Annotated in this window: 20 protein-coding genes; 4 read left to right on the top strand and 16 right to left on the bottom strand. The window is 50.7% G+C overall.

Translation table 11 applies throughout. The features are described 5' to 3' along the window. Positions 1-80 precede the first annotated feature (80 nt). Together cysQ and nudE are read right to left on the bottom strand one after the other, a co-directional pair. Positions 81-911: a 3'(2'),5'-bisphosphate nucleotidase CysQ gene (gene cysQ, locus BLW68_RS03330; protein WP_092790206.1), complete on the bottom strand. Its 831-nt coding sequence runs from the start codon at positions 909-911 to the stop codon at positions 81-83. After that, positions 889-1,488 (bottom strand): ADP compounds hydrolase NudE, encoded by a 600-nt coding sequence (gene nudE / locus BLW68_RS03335; protein WP_092790208.1) that lies wholly within the window; start codon positions 1,486-1,488, stop codon positions 889-891. Before nudE ends, cysQ begins: the two co-directional genes overlap by 23 nt. A 59-nt stretch (positions 1,489-1,547) precedes the next feature. Between nudE and yrfG the strand changes: the two genes are divergently transcribed. Continuing rightward, entirely contained in the window at positions 1,548-2,219 is a 672-nt protein-coding gene (gene yrfG / locus BLW68_RS03340) for a GMP/IMP nucleotidase (RefSeq protein WP_092790210.1), read from the top strand. Positions 2,220-2,236: 17 nt separating this feature from the next. Here the strand turns inward: yrfG and BLW68_RS03345 are convergent, their stop codons facing one another. The 12 genes from BLW68_RS03345 to gspC are packed head-to-tail and all read right to left on the bottom strand — an operon-like array spanning position 2,237 to position 13,489. Beyond that, on the bottom strand, positions 2,237-2,980 hold the full coding sequence (locus BLW68_RS03345; RefSeq protein ID WP_092790212.1) for a type II secretion system protein N: 744 nt from the start codon (positions 2,978-2,980) through the stop codon (positions 2,237-2,239). Between the two features lie 8 nt (positions 2,981-2,988). Further along, a complete protein-coding gene (gene gspM / locus BLW68_RS03350) occupies positions 2,989-3,459 on the bottom strand; it encodes a type II secretion system protein GspM (protein ID WP_092790214.1) in 471 nt (156 codons plus the stop codon). Continuing rightward, the gene (gene gspL / locus BLW68_RS03355; RefSeq protein ID WP_092790216.1) at positions 3,456-4,643 is read right to left on the bottom strand and encodes a type II secretion system protein GspL; all 1,188 of its coding nucleotides are present in this window, start codon (positions 4,641-4,643) and stop codon (positions 3,456-3,458) included. Before gspL ends, gspM begins: the two co-directional genes overlap by 4 nt. Continuing rightward, positions 4,640-5,626, bottom strand: coding sequence for a type II secretion system minor pseudopilin GspK (gene gspK, locus BLW68_RS03360; protein WP_177172144.1), 987 nt, complete (start codon positions 5,624-5,626; stop codon positions 4,640-4,642). The genes gspL and gspK overlap by 4 nt, the downstream gene beginning before the upstream one ends. Then, positions 5,623-6,246, bottom strand: a complete 624-nt coding sequence (gene gspJ, locus BLW68_RS03365; RefSeq protein ID WP_092790218.1) for a type II secretion system minor pseudopilin GspJ — start codon at positions 6,244-6,246, stop codon at positions 5,623-5,625. The genes gspK and gspJ overlap by 4 nt, the downstream gene beginning before the upstream one ends. Then, on the bottom strand, positions 6,239-6,607 hold the full coding sequence (gene gspI, locus BLW68_RS03370; protein ID WP_092790220.1) for a type II secretion system minor pseudopilin GspI: 369 nt from the start codon (positions 6,605-6,607) through the stop codon (positions 6,239-6,241). The genes gspJ and gspI overlap by 8 nt, the downstream gene beginning before the upstream one ends. Further along, positions 6,604-7,203: a type II secretion system minor pseudopilin GspH gene (gene gspH, locus BLW68_RS03375; RefSeq protein WP_092790222.1), complete on the bottom strand. Its 600-nt coding sequence runs from the start codon at positions 7,201-7,203 to the stop codon at positions 6,604-6,606. Before gspH ends, gspI begins: the two co-directional genes overlap by 4 nt. Next, positions 7,203-7,658 (bottom strand): type II secretion system major pseudopilin GspG, encoded by a 456-nt coding sequence (gene gspG, locus BLW68_RS03380; protein ID WP_092790660.1) that lies wholly within the window; start codon positions 7,656-7,658, stop codon positions 7,203-7,205. Before gspG ends, gspH begins: the two co-directional genes overlap by 1 nt. A 1-nt stretch (position 7,659) precedes the next feature. Beyond that, positions 7,660-8,883, bottom strand: a complete 1,224-nt coding sequence (gene gspF / locus BLW68_RS03385) for a type II secretion system inner membrane protein GspF (protein ID WP_092790224.1) — start codon at positions 8,881-8,883, stop codon at positions 7,660-7,662. Further along, positions 8,883-10,394 (bottom strand): type II secretion system ATPase GspE, encoded by a 1,512-nt coding sequence (gene gspE, locus BLW68_RS03390; RefSeq protein WP_092790226.1) that lies wholly within the window; start codon positions 10,392-10,394, stop codon positions 8,883-8,885. Before gspE ends, gspF begins: the two co-directional genes overlap by 1 nt. Next, entirely contained in the window at positions 10,394-12,517 is a 2,124-nt protein-coding gene (gene gspD, locus BLW68_RS03395) for a type II secretion system secretin GspD (protein WP_092790228.1), read from the bottom strand. The genes gspE and gspD overlap by 1 nt, the downstream gene beginning before the upstream one ends. Positions 12,518-12,544: 27 nt before the next feature. Next, positions 12,545-13,489, bottom strand: a complete 945-nt coding sequence (gene gspC / locus BLW68_RS03400) for a type II secretion system protein GspC (RefSeq protein ID WP_092790230.1) — start codon at positions 13,487-13,489, stop codon at positions 12,545-12,547. 169 nt (positions 13,490-13,658) lie between these two features. On the opposite strand from gspC, the gene hslR reads away from it, so the two are divergent. Both hslR and hslO read left to right on the top strand, forming a co-directional pair. Beyond that, positions 13,659-14,072: a ribosome-associated heat shock protein Hsp15 gene (gene hslR, locus BLW68_RS03405; RefSeq protein ID WP_092790232.1), complete on the top strand. Its 414-nt coding sequence runs from the start codon at positions 13,659-13,661 to the stop codon at positions 14,070-14,072. Between the two features lie 9 nt (positions 14,073-14,081). Continuing rightward, a complete protein-coding gene (gene hslO / locus BLW68_RS03410; RefSeq protein WP_092790234.1) occupies positions 14,082-14,930 on the top strand; it encodes an Hsp33 family molecular chaperone HslO in 849 nt (282 codons plus the stop codon). Positions 14,931-14,984: 54 nt separating this feature from the next. On the opposite strand, the gene BLW68_RS03415 is transcribed toward hslO, so the two are convergent. Both BLW68_RS03415 and BLW68_RS03420 read right to left on the bottom strand, forming a co-directional pair. Then, a complete protein-coding gene (locus BLW68_RS03415) occupies positions 14,985-15,326 on the bottom strand; it encodes an FKBP-type peptidyl-prolyl cis-trans isomerase (protein WP_092790236.1) in 342 nt (113 codons plus the stop codon). 46 nt (positions 15,327-15,372) lie between these two features. Next, positions 15,373-15,558, bottom strand: coding sequence for an alternative ribosome-rescue factor A (locus BLW68_RS03420; protein WP_092790238.1), 186 nt, complete (start codon positions 15,556-15,558; stop codon positions 15,373-15,375). A 162-nt stretch (positions 15,559-15,720) separates the two neighbouring features. Here BLW68_RS03420 and BLW68_RS03425 point away from each other — a divergent pair, with 162 nt between their 5' ends. Further along, positions 15,721-16,452 carry a MauE/DoxX family redox-associated membrane protein gene (locus BLW68_RS03425; RefSeq protein WP_092790241.1) on the top strand — a complete coding sequence of 244 codons (732 nt, stop codon included), beginning with the start codon at positions 15,721-15,723 and terminating at the stop codon, positions 16,450-16,452. Positions 16,453-16,498 lie beyond the last annotated feature (46 nt).

The raw sequence follows: 16,498 nt of genomic DNA on the forward strand, positions 1-16,498 counted from the left end.
GATATGGAGTTGCCAAACTACCAGCGGTAAGATAATAGTAAGGAAAAACACTTCGTAACCCATACTGAAAGCTTTCAGTATCAAGCGGTAAGGCTACGTTCGGTAGGTCGGGATTTAATTAATTTGGGCCACGGAATGCTCGCTTGCCCCATTACCATAAAGTCAGGGTTTGCCAGTGTATCGCGCTGGTTGTAGCTTAGCGGGGTAAATTCGCTGTCGAGAATTTTACCGCCAGCTTCTTCAACAATAACATGTACTGCGCCGGTGTCCCACTCGCCGGTAGGGCCAAGGCGCATGTAACAATCGGCTTTGCCTTCTGCGACCAGGCAGCTTTTTAGCGAACAACTGCCAAGGGCAATATATTCCACATCGTGCTGGCTTTGCAGTAAATCGACAATAGGCTGCAGCGGCTGGCGCCGGCTAACAGCAATTTTCAGTGTTTGCCCGGCCTGGTGCTGGTTAACCCGCATACGGTTAATCAGGTTACGCCGCTGTTTAAAAGCGCCATTACCTCGGCAGGCGTAGTACATAACCTCTTCTTTAGGCCAGTAAATCACCCCAAGCGCGGGCCAGCCATGTTCCACCAGCGCAATGCTGACAGCAAAATCACCGCTTTTGGCAACAAATTCCTGGGTACCATCCATAGGATCGATCAGCCAGTAACGTGGCCAGTGCTGGCGCTGAGCCAGCGGAATAAGATGAGATTCTTCTGAAATAATCGGGATATCGGGTGTCAGCTCAGACAAACGGTTAATAATAATACGGTTGGCGGCCAGATCGGCCGAGGTTACCGGGCTTAAATCGGCTTTTTGCTGCTGCTGAAAATCACCGCTTTGGTATAGCTGCCATAGCTCCGCGCCGGCCTCTCTGGCCGCAGATTTAACAGGGTCAAGCAGTCTGCTTAAAAACATCCGGGTTCGCTTCCAAATATTGCTGCGCTAATAACAGAGCGGCGACACTTCTGGCTTCAGTAAAATCGGCCTGCTGTAACAGAGCTTCGCTGTTTTTTCGTGCCCAAGGCACCAGTTCAAGTGGCTCGGGTTCATCACCTTCAAGGCTTTCTGCATATAAATCAAAGGCCAGAACTATATGCATTGTAGCATTAAAATAGCCCGGGGCTAAGGCCAGCGACTTCAGCTGGACAAAACGTTGCGCGCCAAAACCAATTTCTTCTTTTAGCTCACGGTTCGCGGCAGTAATCACATCTTCGCCCGGATCAATTAAGCCTTTAGGAAAACCCAGCTGGTAATCATGGGTGCCGGCGCAATACTCACGGATCAGATAAAAATGTTCCGCATCAGGGCAGGCAATAATCATTACCGCGCCCCGGCCACTACCACGCATGCGCTCGTAGGTGCGCTGCTCACCATTGCTGAACATCAGTTCCAGTTGTTCAATTTTAAATAAGCGGCTTTGTGCAACGATATCTGTACTTAAAATTTCAGGCTTTTGTTTGCTGCTGTGTTTGTCATCCTGCCGCTGCGCCATGCTGCCACCTCTGGTACAATCCAATGCTGCTACTATAAAACGATTAACAGGAAAAACCTATGCTGAACTGGGCTGAAATTGATACCGTGTTGTTGGATATGGACGGTACTTTGCTGGATCTGCACTTTGATAATTATTTCTGGCTACAGCATTTGCCAAAACGCTGGGCCGAGATTAGTGGCATTAGCGTTACGGAGGCAGAAACACAATTAAAAGCCGAGTACGCCGAGCTTACCGGTAAACTGGAATGGTATTGTCTGGATTACTGGGGTAAACGCCTGCAACTGCCGATCAACGAGCTAAAGCGCGAAGTGATGCATAAAATTGCCATGCGTGCCGATGTGCCGGCGTTTCTTACTGCGTTAAAACAAAGTGGCCGCCAGATAGCCCTGGTAACCAATGCTCATCCGGATAGTTTATCGCTTAAAATTGAGCGCACTGAGCTGGCCAGTTATATTGATACGCTGATCTCTACCCACGAATTTGGTGTCACCAAAGAAAACTGGGCCTTGTGGCAAAAGCTGCAGCAACGGCTCGGATTTAACCCGCAGCGTACCTTATTCGTTGATGACAGCCTGCCAATTTTAACTGCCGCGCAGAATTTTGGTATTAAGCATTTACTGGCCGTAGCCAACCCGGACAGCCAGCAATTAAGCCGGCAAATTACCGAGTTTCCGGCCATTACCGACTACACCGTGCTGCTGGATGATATTCGCAACTATCGCAGCTAAGCCGATAAAGTCACGGCTTAAAAGCTGATACGGTACCGCCCCTGTGCATCGGGTTTACCGAGGAATTGCATCGCCTGATGCACTTCCCCGGGCATATCGGCCTCGGGTTTTAGCGTACCGTTTACCAGTAACTGCTCAGCATTAACCACGGCTTTAATATCCAGCCCCAGCCGGTTAGCGCCATCTGTCGTCAGCACTATAGTGCCATCAGCACAGCTTAAATCACCAAACAGGCTTTGCAGCTCAAGCCAGGTACCGGTCGGTGTTTGTAGGCGGGCATCCTGCCAACTGGCATGGCCGGTTAAGGCCTTACACCAGGGTTGGCCCTGGCTAAACCCTGCCACATCCAGCACCAGCTCGCCGCTGGCATCTACCGGCAATGGCAAGGGTAACATGGGTACCAATTGCGCTACCGGCAGCTTTAACAGACTGTTTTGCAAAGCGCCTCCGCCAAAGCCATAACTGGCGGTGGCTTTTACATAAGGCTGAGCCGGGTTTTGTGCGCTGCCACTTTGCAGCTCAAACTGTAATTTGCCGGTAAATAACCGCCAGGGGCTTAAAGACCATTGCAGGCTGTCAAACTGCAGCTGCTGATAACGCAAACCGGCTATTTCGCCCTGCCATAAAGTACCCGACACGGTACCTAACTGCAGCTGGGCTGGCAGCGGTGCTAATTTTAACCACCAGCTGGCTGGCGTTAACAGCAAGGTAAACACTAAATAGCAGGTTACACCAATAACAATAAGTTTGGTTTTTGACATAGCTTTATTTACTCCACTACCATACGCCGCACCCGCACTATGCCGGGTGTTTCAGCAGTGGCTACGTCTAAATTTACCAGTTTCACACCATGCTGATACTGCAGCGCATGCAGCCAGCTTAACAGTTTGTCGAAACTGACATCTTCCAGCACCAGTGTTAGCTGCTCGTTTTGCGGCTGCATCCGGCTGACGCTGATACCGCTGCTGCGTGCACTGTTACTGATAATTTGTGCCAGGCTGCCGCCGCTACGTGCAGTAGTAACCGAGGCAGCCTTTAACTGCGGCAGTAATTGCTGTAACTGGCTAAGCTGACGTTGGGCGCTTTGCACTTTTTGTTGCTGTACATCACGGGCCTGATGCAGCGGTTGCCATAGCATCCAGTAAAATAAACCCAATACCACTACTACTGCTGCACCGGCAACCAGCCGCTGTTCGCGTTGCTGTAACCCTGTCCACCAGGTTAAAAACTGCTGCTTCATACTTTGCCCCGCATCGCGACACTGCCTTGTACCTTGCCGCCGTCATTACTCAGCGCGCCCTGTTCAACAATAAAACCGGCCTGTTCCAGTGCTGTTTTTAAGCGCTCAAAACTCTGAAAACCCTCGCCTTTGGCCTGAAAGCGCAGCTCGGCGCGTTTGCCGTCAAAACGCAGGTTTTCCAGGCTGATATCCGGCACTTTTGCCAGTTGTTGCTGCAGGCTGTCCAGCAATGCCAGAAAGCTTTGTTCATTATTGCCACCGACAGCGGCAAGCTTTTGCTGCAATTGCAGGTTAAGGTTAACCACCCGCTCATTGGGAAAGGCCTGCTGGTATACGCTAAGGCTTTGTTGTTGCAGCGCAGCACTTTGCCGCCCTAATTGCCAGTTAGTTAAACCCAGTTGCAGTACATAAAGTGTTAAACAGGCACCGGCCAGAATGGCGCTGCTGCGCCACAGCTGTAAGTGCCGGTTAACCTGACGCTTGGGTTTATATTCACCCTGCAGCAGCGTAAAGCTATTCTGGCTTAGCTGGCTGGCCAGCAACGCCAAGGGTAATTCCGGCTCTGCCAGTTGATGTGGTTGCATCAGCTCTGCTGGCCAGGGGCTGTAACTGGTTAGCATCGGCAAAGCCGCCAGTTGCAAGTAATCTGCCCACCAGGGCGCATCAATGGCCGCAACCTGCCAGCTGCTTTGTTTTAGCAACCACTGCTCATGTAACTGAATGCAGGCAGGTAACTGCTGCTCTGGCAGTAACAAAGCATCGGGCACCATACGGCTGACAGTAAAACCGGCACCTTGCAACGCATCCAGCCATTGCTGCATCCGCTCATGCTGACACACGGCCACTTGCTGGCTGTACTGGCCGTCGTGGTGCGTTACATCACCCAGTGCCAGAAACAGCTGCTCAATATCTTCGGCCTGATCTTCTTCGAGCATATAAGGTAATGCCTGCAGCAGTTGCCGGTTAGGCTTGCCCGGCAGGGTTACCTGCTTTAGCACCACATCGGATGCCGGTACCAGTGCCACCACCGGCCGGTTACCCAGCCGTACTGCCAGTTCCGGCAATTGTTCAGTGCCGGTAAGTTCGCCGCTGGCGATCACTTCCTGGCTATGGCTGGCCCACACCAGCCAACTGATGCTTTGTTCTGCCCGGCTACCTAGCCGGATCACCAACTGTTCACTCACCCCTGGCCTCCAAATCGCCGGGCCAATACTTTGACCTGATTATTATCATTTATTTTAAGTACCGACGTTAATACAAAGCCACTTTCCAGATAGGCCGCTGTCGCTGTTAGCTGAAAACTATCTGACTTAAGCGACAGCATACTTTTCGCATCTTCCGGCACGGTAATAGCGCTAAGCTCAGCGGTGGCAAACAGCTCTTCTAATGTAGCAAAACCCTCTTCCGGCCGGTTAGCGATAATATCCAGTGCTGCCTGCTCTGTCAGTTCAGGAATAAGCGCCGCCAGCAACACTGCTGTATTCTCAGTCAGCGTATTAATATTCAGTAGTAAACGGTTATCCTCCGGCACCACACAAACAAAAGGCGCCAGTAACTGGTAATCTGCCGGTGTGATATCCAGTATTACCCGCAGCTCTGACACACTGGCCATCAGGCTGTTAGCGGCGTAATACGGAAACCGCAGCGCGGCATAGTCATCATCTTCGGCGCTACCGGCAGTGCTTAGCAGGCTGTCTTCATCCAGCCAGTCGCCCAGGCGCGCTGTCAGATATTCGGCCGGCATGGATAAATCTGCTGCTTTTAGCTCCAGTAAGCGCTGAAACGCTTTTTGTGCTGTGCTTTGCTCTACTCTGCCACCGCTTTGCGGCGTAACATTTTGCAGCGCATTTAAATTAAAACAGCTGCGTAAATCGATAATATCGCCCGCGATAGTGCCGTTTTCTACCGGAAAGGTCGCACCCGCCAACGCCCAGTTTTGTGCCAGGTTTACGGTTTCCTGCCCGGCCAGCTCGCGTGCCAGCAATACTCTGGCAAACTGCTCGGCGCTCATGGCATACCAAAATGCCTGCTGTTGTTGCTGCATATTCTGCTGGCGCTGCAGCTGCAGTTGTAAGCGGCCGGTCATATTTACTGCAATCACCACTACGATGGCAATAATCATTAATACCGCAACCAGTGCTACGCCGGCTTGCTTGTGCGGCCTCATTCTATTGCCCCTGCGGCAACGGCAGCATCGGGCAGCATAAAAATACGCTCTAACCGGCCAAGGCTTTCATCAACCAGCGTAATGCGCACTGCTGCCGGGAAATTCGCATCCTGCCAGCGCTCCAGCCATTCTTCACCCTGCAGGTAGTGCACTTCAAAACCGGATAAACCGCTTTGTAGCTGCTGGATTTTAGCCTCGGTGCCGGTTACGGCGTCCGGGTACAGCGTGAATAAGCGCTGCAAGGTACCTTCCTGTAGCCGGTAGGCAACAGTTTGAATTTCACTGCGTGGCAAAATCATGCCCGGGTTACGCCAGCCCTGCCGGGCAAAGCTGACACCATGATCTTCACTTTCCAATAAAAACTTCTCGCCAAACAAGCGGTATTTTTGCGCAGCTTCGCCATCAATACGTACATGCCGCACGCTAATTTGCATAAAATCCCGCTCCAGCATCAGCATAGTGCGCTGCAGCTGTACCAGGCGTTCGCTGGCTTGCTGCGATAACTCATCACTTTGCGTTACGCTGGTTAGCACCGCTACCGACGCCAGCCCCACCAAAGCAAAAATGGCCGCCGCCAGCAGCATTTCAATAAAGGTAAAACCGCCGTTTGCCTTAACCACCGGGTTTGCCCCTGTAGCTTTGTAACTGAAACAGTACCTGCTCCGGCGATTCAGCCAGGCTGACGCTGATTTGTATCAGGCGCAAATCTTCGTCTGGCACTCTGGTTAGCTGCTGTTGCCATAGCCAGTTGCGATTGGCCATTTCTACCTGGCCCTGATCTTTTTCTTTGCCCGGCCACTCTGTTTCCATCATCGCCAGTTGCATCTGATTATTGGCAATATAGCTGGCCATGGTTAAATCATCTAACTGGCTTAAACTGCGGATATGGGCCGAACTGGCCTGCATAATAGCCATGCCGGCAGTGGCAAAAATGGCCATGGCTACCAGCAGCTCCAGCAGGGTAAAGCCGTTGCGTTTCATGGCAGCTCCGCAGATACCGGCGTGCGGGTAAGCGGTATGGCAAAATCGGTCGATACTGCGCTATACAACGGTGTCAAATCAGAACTTTCGGTCAGCAACAACTGAAACGGGCTGATTTCGCCCGACGACAATACAAATACCTGTGGCAGCACCGGTACTTTGCTGTCTTCGTCGCTTTGTTTGTCATCGTCAGCCAGTTGCCAGTCCAGCTGGCTTAGCAGGTTGGTTTCCTCGCCCGGCAAGCCTTCCAGCTCCAGCTTTAAAGCAATATCATGCGGTAATTTATATTGCCGCAAGCCGGCAGGTTCATTGGCCTCAGCCCATTTACCTTCTTTGTTGTCGTAATATAAAAAGCCGTAGCGATCGGGCAGCACATACAGCCCCCACTCCTGCTGCTTTAACATGGCGGTTTCTGCGACAAACTGAAATAACTGCTGAAACCGCTCGGCTTCTTTTTCCAGCCGCTCTTCGCGTGATTCGCCACTGAAATTCATTACCACTGTGGTAGCCAGCAAACCAATCAGCAACATCACCAGCATTACCTCAACCAGGGTAAAGCCGTTGCTACGATGCTGAACAGCTGGCCGCGAGAGCATTAGTTGTTTGAATTCCCGTTGGCATCCAGATTCCAGTTACCGATGTCATCATCAGTACCGGCTGTGCGATCCGGGCCTTTACTTAATATATCAATACGGCCAACCTGGCCCGGGCTTATCAGGATATAGTCTTCATCCCATGGGTCTTTCGGTAAGCGGCGGATAAAGCCACCTTCCGGAAATGAGCGCGGCACCGGTTGCGACGTTGGTGCGTTAACCAATGCCTGCATACCTTGCTCTGTGGTGGGGTAAAAGCCATTGCGCAAACGGTACATATCCAGTGCACTTTCCAGCTGCTGAATATCCACTACGGCTTTTTGCCGTGCGGCGGCTTCCTGGTTACCGATCAGGTTAGGCACCACCATACTGGCGATAATGCCCAGAATAACAATAACCACCATCACTTCTAACAGCGTAAAACCGCTGTGCTGTCTGAATTTGTGTTGCCTTAACATATTAACCACCACCTACCATATTGTTTAACGCTAAAATCGGCTGCAAAATCGCCATGACAATAAATAACACCATACCGGCCATTACCGCTACCAACACCGGCTCAAACACTTTTAACGACACTGTAACTAAGGTTTCAAACTCGCGGTCCTGCGTATTGGCAGCACGCTCAAGCATAGAATCAAGCTGACCACTTTTTTCGCCGCTGGCAACCATATGCAGCATCATCGGCGGAAACAGCTTGGTTTGCTCCAACGCGTTTCGCAGCGACGTACCCTCACGCACCCTGGCGGTAGCATCTGTTACTGCCTGGCGCATATAAGTATTGCTCAGCACATCGGCACTAATACGCATAGCTTCCAGCAATGGCACGGCCGAGGCATTAAGAATACTTAAGGTACGGGCAAAACGGGCGGTATTCAGGCCTTTGGTAACCTTGCCGATAATACGGCTTTTTAGCACCAGAGCATCCCAGCGAAAACGAAATGCCGGTTTGCGCAGCGCCCGCTTAAACAGCACCAGCAACAGCATAAAGCCAATCAGTACAACGATGCCGTAAGCGCGTAAAAAATCACTGGCGGCAATTAAAAACAAGGTAGTGCCGGGCAGCGTTTGGCCCATATGTTCAAACTGGCCGACAATTTTGGGTACCACCGCCGCCAGCAGGATTGATATCACCAGCACGGCAAAACAGGTCAGAATAATAGGGTACAGCAGGGCCTGCAAAATCTGGCTGCGCATATGCTGGCGCTGCTCGGTGTAATCGGCCAGCCGGTTTAATACCTGGTCCAAATGGCCGGATTTTTCCCCCGCGGCCACCATAGAACGAAACAAATGGTCAAATACATACGGAAACTCGGCCAGGCCTTCTGCCAGGCTGTAACCTTCTACTACCTTAGAGCGCACGGTCATCATCATATTGGTTAGCCGTGGCTTGTCGCATTGTTCGGCAACGGCCAGCAATGCGCTTTCGATCGGTAATGCGGCTTCAACCAGCGTAGCCAGCTGGCGGGTAATAAGCGCCAGCTCAGAAGCTGAAATATTACGCTTAAACCATTGCTTGCCTGAGGCGAGCATTTTTTCCTGCTGTGACGCCAGCGCTACGCTAACCGGAGTGAGTTTTTGCTCACGCAACAATGAGCGTGCATGGCGGGCGTTGTCGGCTTCCAGTACACCTTTACTGTTTTTGCCTCTGGCATCCAGTGCCTGATATTCAAAGGCTGGCACTATACATCCTCACGTGTAACACGCAGCACTTCTTCCAGCGTGGTTTCGCCGCTAAGTACTTTGCTAAAACCATCGGCGCGAATGCTGGGGCTGTGTTGGCGCACATATTTTTCGATGGCCTGTTCACCCTTGCCGTTGTGAATAAGTTCGCGGATATGTTCGTCTACCAGCAACAATTCATGAATACCGGTACGGCCACGGTAGCCGGTAAAATTACATTGATCGCACCCTTTGGCGCGGTAGATCAGTACACCTTCTTTTTTGGTCACGCTTAGCAGGCTGCGCTCTTCTTTATCGGGCTCATGGGCTTCTTTGCAGTGTATACATAAGGTTCGCACTAAACGCTGTGCCAGTACACCCAGCAAACTGGACGACAATAAAAACGCTTCTACGCCCATATCTTCCAGCCGGGTAATGGCACCGGCGGCAGTATTGGTGTGCAGTGTAGATAACACTAAGTGGCCGGTTAAACTGGCCTGCACGGCAATTTGTGCAGTTTCAAGATCGCGTATTTCACCCACCATTACTACATCAGGATCTTGCCGCAATATAGCGCGCAAGCCACGGGCAAAGGTCATGCTGACTTTAGTATTGACCTGAGTTTGGCCGATGCCTTCCAGCTCGTATTCAATCGGGTCTTCTACGGTAAGAATATTGCGATCTTTAGTATTAATTTCGGTTAAACCGGCATACAAGGTCGTACTTTTACCTGAGCCGGTAGGGCCGGTAACCAGAATAATGCCGTGTGGCTTTAAAATAAGCTGCGAAAACGCCTGTTGCACTGACAACGTCATGCCAAGATCAGCTAAATTGAGGTGTGAATTGTTTTTGTCCAGCAAACGCATTACCACCCGCTCGCCATGGCTGGACGGCATGGTAGATACCCGCACATCTACCGCCCGGCCGGCAATCCTTAGGCTGATCCGGCCATCCTGCGGCACGCGCTTTTCGGCAATATCCAGTTTGGCCATTACTTTAATACGCGACACAAGCAGGCTGGACAAGCGCCGGTTTGGCCGCAGCACTTCGCGCAAAATACCGTCTACCCGAAAACGCACTATTAAAGCTTTCTCAAAGGTTTCCACGTGAATATCGGATGCACCCAGCTTAATGGCCTCGCCCAGCATGGCGTTAATCAGCTTGATAATGGGCGCATCATCTTCGTTTTCCAGTAAGTCTTCGCTTTCCTGAATATCATCAGCCAGCGAAGCCAGGTTAACTTCATTGCCAATGTCTTCCATCAGTTGCTGCGCTTCTGAGGAATCCCGCTGGTAGCTGGCCTCCAGCATGGCTTCAAACTCTACCGCTGATAAACGCTGAATTTGAAACGGCTCAGCCAGCATCCGCCGCACTTCTAACACGGCAGCGGCGGTGGTCGCGGTATGAATATACAGCCGCCAGCCTTCATCGGCCTGCAATTTCAGTAAGACGCCATGGCGTTTGGCAAAACCAAACGGCAAGCGGATACGGCTGCTGGCAGGTTTTATCTGTTCTGCTTCCAGCGCATCCATTAGTCTTGCTTCCCTTGCTCAATACCGGCAGGTGGTTGCTGCTTATTCATATAATCATCAAAAGTAGGTGGCAGGGTTAATGAATCATCCCACTCTGGCAATACCACCTGCCGGGTGTTTGGCATTAAACGAATGCCCTCTTCCTCGCGCTTTAACTGCTCAGCACGGATATAGTTATATTTGGTTTTAGAAATACCGGAAATAGCCGAGCCTTCACGCACTATGGTGGCTTTAATAAATACCATCAGGTTACGTTTTTGCTTGGTGACGCTAGTCGATTTAAACAAATGCCCCAAAATAGGAATATCGCCTAAAATAGGTACCTTAGACTCACTTTCCTGAACGTCCTCATCAATTAAACCACCCAGCACTACGGTGGCGCCGTCATCTGCCATAACTGTGGTTTTAATTTCACGCTTATTAATAGTGATATCCACCGCAGTAGCACCACCAATGCTGGACACTTCCTGTTCGATGGTTAATTGCACTGCATCGCCTTCATTAATTTGCGGTGTAACCTTAAGCTTAATACCCACTTCCTGGCGCTGTACCTGCTGGAACGGGTTGGTATTATTGGAACCAGTGGTAGAGCCGGTAATAACCGGTACTTCCTGACCTACCAGAAAGAACGCTTCCTGGTTATCCATCGTAGTAATATGCGGGGTGGCCAGTACATTAGAATTTGTACTGGTGCGTACAGCTTGTATAAGGGCAGCCCAATCGCCGCTGACAAAGCCCAGCAAAGCACCATTTAATCCGCCCAATACCTGCCCTGCAAGCGTGTAGTCACCTTCCGTATCAGGAACAGGTACAGTCACACTGGGCACACCAGGAATAGTTGATTGTTCAACCCGTGGCGGGTTTTTAATTGGCCTGGCAGCAAGAGCAGCCCCTGCAGCATCAATAATAGAAATGGTATTGCCATTGCTAAAGTTAGTGCCACCACCGTTTTTATTAAGCCATTGCACACCTAAATCGGTGCCATCACCTTCAAATACTTCAACAATAATAGCTTCTACCAGTACCTGAGCGCGGCGGATATCCAACTGCCGCAACACTTCTTCTAACGAGCGCATCATATCCGGCTGGGCGGTGATCACCAGTGAGTTACTGTCGGCGTGGGCTTCAATGCTAATAGCACGGCCGGTATTAGCCGCTGCACCGCGGCCACCCTGGGCGCCTGCTGCACCGCTACCGCCCTGTACTTCAGCCACTATAGATTCGCTCACGCCTTTTAATACCGGCACCAGCTCTTCTGCTTTGGCATATTTTAAATAAAACACCCGGGTGTTACCGCTGGTTTGCAGCTCGCTGTCCAGCCGTTTGGCCAGTTCAATAACGCGCTGGCGCGCCTGCAATTCGCCGCTGACAATCACGCTGTTGGTACGCTCATCGGCAACAATACGCGGCACCAGAAAATCCGGTTGTTCGGCCCGGCCCTGGCTTTTATAAATGTTTTCCAGAATACGCACGACCTCAGGTGCAGAGGCGTATTGCAGCTTAACAATTTCCAGTTCCTGATCGCCGGCTTTATCTACGCGCTGAATAATATCGACCAGCCTGTTTACTACGGCCGCCGGGCCGGTCATCATAATCACGTTAGACGGGTCGTAGTTTACTACGTGGCCGCCACCGGCCTGGTTACTAAACTGGCGTAATAACGGCGCCAGCTCGCGTACCGAAACATTACGCACCTGCACCACCCGGGTAACCATTTCGTCGCCCTGGCCCGGAGCATCATCGGTAACTACCGGAATATTGCTGGTTTTGGCGTCTTTATTGCGCACTACCTTTAATACGCCATTATCCATTTCCACTACGGCAAAGCTGTAAACTTCGAGCACGTTAAGGAAAAACTGATAATATTGTTTCTCGTTCAGCATTTCGTAGCTGCGCACATTAATACGGCCACGCACCTGCGGATCAACAATAATGGTTTTTTTCAGGTTCATGCCAACGATATTAATAAATTCATTAATATCGGTGCCTTTGAAGTTAGGCGAATACATCACCTCTTCCTGTGCTACAACAGTAACACCAGGCACAACGGCAGTGAGCGCAGCCGCCACCAGCAAACTGGCCAGCGAACGACGGGAAAATAAAGAAAATTGCCCTGATTTCATTAATTTATAACCAATTAGTTTTAATAATTATTGTGACAGATTAACCAGAATATCCCTGATCTCGCCATCGCGCTCTATTTTTATTGCCGCTTCTTTGGCATCGCGCAATTCATTAATTACGTTCATTGCCTGCTGCATATCATTTAACCGAATACCATTAATTTCTACCGCCAGATCATTAGGCTGCAAGCCAAGCTGGGTAAACAATGACGGGTCTTTGCCGGGCATTAAGCGGTACCCAGCCAGCTGCCCATTGTCCCGGTGTGGTGACACCCGGATATAATCGAAAAATTTCATCGGCTGGGCAATCAGCTCGTCACGGCGTAAATCCAGGTCTTCACTTACCTGCAATGGCTGCATTTCCATCGGTTCAGGTGCCGGCGCCATATCCATTATGGGCTCGTCTGTTTGCTCATCGGCGCGGCCAAGGCCGGCATTAGCCTGCGCAATTTTGGTATATTCAAAACCATCCAGCATCAGGGTTTCATAGCGTCCGGCTTGTTGTAGCAATACCCGGTCTGACAACACCTGTTTTAACACCGCACTGGTGCCTTCGATGGTATCGTCAATAGCATAAGTTGCTTCACTACCGCGGCTTTCTATGATGGCACTACCCTGGTTAGGGCTGGCGCCCACCGCGACCAGGCCGGTCAACTTAACATTTAGCTGGGTTTTCGGCGCCTCAGTCACTACCGGTGCAGCCCGTGGTACCGGCCCAGCAGATGCTTTGCCAAACAACGAAAAGCCGGTTAACGCGGCCAGATTAACACCACCGCTTTGTTTAACTGCAGCAAGGCCAGTGGCCGGTGGTAAAGCATTATTTGCAGGCGCAGGCACCACCTGCCAGCTAAAGCGTGCCAACAACCATGCCAGTACAATAACCAAAACCAGGTTCAGCACCTGCTGCACCCGGTTTAATGGCACTTTTTGTAGTTGTCTCACTAACTGCTGCGTGTCTAATAACGGCTTCATTGCACACTTCTACTTTAAGAGAGAAATTTATCTTACCCAGTTGTCCGGCAGCCAACAAGGCCAGCGCCAAAATTTACAAGGTATTAACCATGTTTTTTTCGTATCTGCCGCCATTTTGCCTGCTTTGGCACTATAATGGCGATCTTAGTTCGACCACACAGTGTAAATTATGTCGTCAGCAAAACAATCCGGACATTCTGTCAGCCCTGCGTTACGTTTAGATAAATGGCTATGGGCATGCCGCTTTTATAAAACCCGCGCTTTAGCCAAAGAGATGATCGAGGGCGGTAAAGTACATTATAATGGCCAGCGCTGCAAAGCCAGCAGAACGGTAGAGACCGGCGCCACCGTGCGCCTGCCACAGGGCACGGATGAAAAAGTGGTAATAGTGCTGGGTTTGTCGGAAAAACGCCTGGCCGCGCCGCTGGCACAACAGCTGTACGAAGAAACAGCCGACAGCATAGAGCAACGGTTAAAACGGGCTGAGCTGAGAAAAACCAACAGCCTGTTTGCACCGCACCCGGATACTAAACCAGACAAAAAAGAGCGGCGTAAGCTGCTTTTATTAAAATCGCAGCAGTAAGAGAACAGCATGAATTCAGATAATTTATTCCGCTTTTTGTTTCAAAACCGCAACGTGCGCGGCGAGCTGGTGCAGCTGGCAGACAGCCTGGACCAAATGTTACTGCACCACGACTACCCGCAGCCGGTAAAGCAACTGCTGGCTGAACTGGTTGCGGCCACCAGTTTATTAACTGCCACGTTAAAACTGGATGGCGATATTGCCGTACAAATTCAGGGCGATGGCCCAATACGTTTTGCCGCAGTAAATGGCACTGATCAACAGCAGTTTCGCGGTGTAGTGCGGATGCAGGCAGAAATTTCCGGTGAGAGCTTCCGCGATCTGATCGGTGAAGGCTATCTGCTGGTAACTATTACACCAAAACAGGGCGAGCGTTATCAGGGTATTATTCCGCTAAGCGGTGATAGCTTAACCAGCACGCTGGAAGCCTATTTTGCCCAGTCAGAGCAACTGCCCACCCGCTTATACCTGTACACCGACTTACAAGCAGCACACTGCCGCGCGGCCGGCTTTATGTTGCAGGTACTGCCGGTAGATCAGCAAAAAGCTAAAGCTGACTTCGAAGATTTAGTGATGTTAAGCGATACCCTAACCAAAGACGAAATATTCAGCCTGCCGGCCGAACAACTGTTATACCGTTTATTCCATCAGGAAGAGGTAGAACTGTTTGCCCCGCAGCCAGTCAGTTTTGTTTGTGGTTGTTCAAAAGAGAAATGCGCCTCAGCCATTATCAGCCTGGGCCGCGACATCATTAACGAACATATCGCCGAAGGTAAGCTCGAAATCAGCTGCGAATACTGCAATAAAACCTACCACTTTAATGCAGATGATTTAAGCGCTTTACTACAGCAAATATAGTATGCCAGCCACCGTCGCTATCGCGGCGGCGGCTTTGTAATAGCTTTTTACGGCTTAATCATCCCGCGTCAGCACTTCCAGCAGTTCGATCTCAAAGACCAGATTACTGTTGGGCGGGATCATAGTGCCTATCTGGCGCTCGCCATACGCCAGCGCTGCCGGTACCCACAGCTTACGCTTTCCGCCGGTTTTCATACCCTTAAGGCCCAATATCCAGCCCTGAATTACGCGGTTATTGCTCAGCACTATCTGAAAAGGCTCACCGCGTTTGTAAGATGAATCAAACTCAGTGCCATCTTCAAGCCAGCCACGGTAATGCGCAGTAATCAGCGCCCCGCGCTCAGCGGCTTTGCCGGTGCCTTCGATAAGGTCTTCAATTTTTACTTCGGGTTGCATGGGTTGGTCTTTAGATAAAATTAATGCCGGTATTATAGCGAGATATTTAATGGCGATGTGCAGAAACAACAAGGGCGTAATCTTTTGAATTACGCCCTTTTCGGTTGTAGGACCCTTTGCCCTTTTTCGCCTTTACCACCCTGGTTTGAAACAACTTGCTGGTGACTAAGGCCTTTATCGCATTATCACGGATCTCGCCGCGGCCATGCTCGGTTGCCGCTGGTTTGTTCATCTTTTTACTCCTGGTTAAAAAACATGCACAGTGTAACCGCATGCTTAGGCCTGAGCAACGGCAATAAGTTCCGGCTGCAGCGTTGTTTAACGGCGGCGAAACCTGACAGTCTATACTGCAGTAGTATCAGGTGTCTTTTAAACAAGTTTGCAGGAGCAGCAGATGACAAAACACGCAACCTTATACCGGATGAAGACAGATGAGCATATCTGTCCGTTTGGGCTGAAATCGAAGTATCTGCTACGCCAGCAAGGTTTTACTGTGACAGATCATCTGCTGACATCACGCAAAGAAACTGACGGCTTTAAGCAGCAGCACGACGTAAAGACGACACCACAAACCTTTATCGACGGTAAACGCATTGGCGGTTATGACGACCTGCGCCGCTATTTCGATAAACCTCCTGCTGGCCAGCAAGGTACCAGCTATACGCCTGTGATTGCTGTTTTTGCTACCGCCCTACTGACAGCATTGGCCATCGCTTCTGCGCGGGGCTTCAGCGGCGGTGTGATACAAGTGACAGAACTGTTTGTCGCGCTGGCGATGATCATGCTGGCAATACAAAAACTACGCGACCTGTACACCTTCTCCAATTCGTTTATTACTTACGATTTACTGGCAATGAAACTGATCCCTTATGCTTATATCTATCCGTTTTTAGAAGCTTATGCCGGCCTTGGCATGATAGCGGGGTTATCTGCCATTCTGGTGGCACCGGTAGCCATTTTAATTGGCACTGTGGGCGCTATATCAGTTATCAAAGCTGTGTATATTGATAAGCGTGAACTAACCTGCGCCTGCGTTGGCGGCGACAGCAAGGTACCACTGGGTTTTGTCTCGCTAACTGAGAACCTGTTTATGCTGGCCGCCGGGGTATGGATGTTTATGCGTTAACTGGTCGTGTTGCTGCGCTTCCACTCGGCAATAACCCCGGCACCAT

The organism is Rheinheimera pacifica (assembly GCF_900108485.1).
In the GTDB taxonomy this organism is placed as follows: Bacteria; Pseudomonadota; Gammaproteobacteria; order Enterobacterales; family Alteromonadaceae; genus Alishewanella; species Alishewanella pacifica.